Annotated in this window: 1 protein-coding gene and 1 pseudogene; both read left to right on the forward strand. The window is 62.6% G+C overall.

Annotated features, from left to right (window positions below):
• Positions 1-203 (forward strand): TSUP family transporter (locus AC1D0Z_RS23010; protein WP_477660444.1); only part of this gene is annotated, 203 nt, incomplete at its 5' end.
• A 48-nt stretch (positions 204-251) separates the two neighbouring features.
• Positions 252-909 (forward strand): annotated as a pseudogene (locus AC1D0Z_RS23015) (nitrite reductase); the annotation flags it as partial.

The raw sequence follows: 909 nt of genomic DNA on the forward strand, positions 1-909 counted from the left end.
CCGTGCCCCTGACGCTGGTGGCGGGCCTGGGCCATGCTTCCATCGGTTCGGTCGACTGGCCTTTGCTCATCAAGCTGCTGGCCGGCTCGCTGCCCGGCATCTGGTTGGGTTCGCACCTGGTGCACAAAACGCCCGACCGCGTGATCCGCTCGCTGTTGTCCGTGCTGCTGGCCTATGCCGGCGTGAAACTGATTTCGATTTGACCCGCTCCGCTCCTTATAAAAATCCACGACGTTTGAATCCCGCCAGCCATGTACCAATACACAGAATTTGACCGCGAGTTTGTCAAGGCGCGTGCCGCCCAATACCGTGACCAGCTGACCCGCTGGCAGGCAGGCCAATTGCCCGAAGACGAGTTCCGCCCGCTGCGCCTGCAAAACGGCTGGTATGTGCAGCGCTATGCGCCCATGCTGCGCGTGGCCGTGCCTTATGGCGAGCTGTCGAGTGCACAGGTACGCGTGCTGGCCAAAATCGCCCGCGACTACGACCAGCCCAACGCCGCGCTGTTCAATGAAGCACAAGCCAAACAAGACAAGCTCGGCCCCGTCAACCTGAAAAGCGGCCTGTCGGTCAGCTCCAAGCTGACCACCGGCTACGCCCACTTCACGACGCGCCAGAACGTGCAGTACAACTGGATCCCGCTCGATAAATCCGCCGAAGTGATGGACCTGCTGGCCAGCGTCAGCATGCACGGCATCCAGACCAGCGGCAATTGCATCCGCAACATCACCAGTGATGAACGCGCCGGCATCGCCGTTGACGAAATCGCCGACCCGCGTCCCTTCGGCGAAATCCTGCGCCAGTGGAGCACGCTGCACCCTGAATTTGCCTTCCTGCCGCGCAAGTTCAAGATCGCCATCAGCGGCGCCCGCGAAGACCGCGCTGCCACCGCCTGGCACGACGTCGGCC

Source organism: Polaromonas sp. P1_E3 (assembly GCF_056405935.1).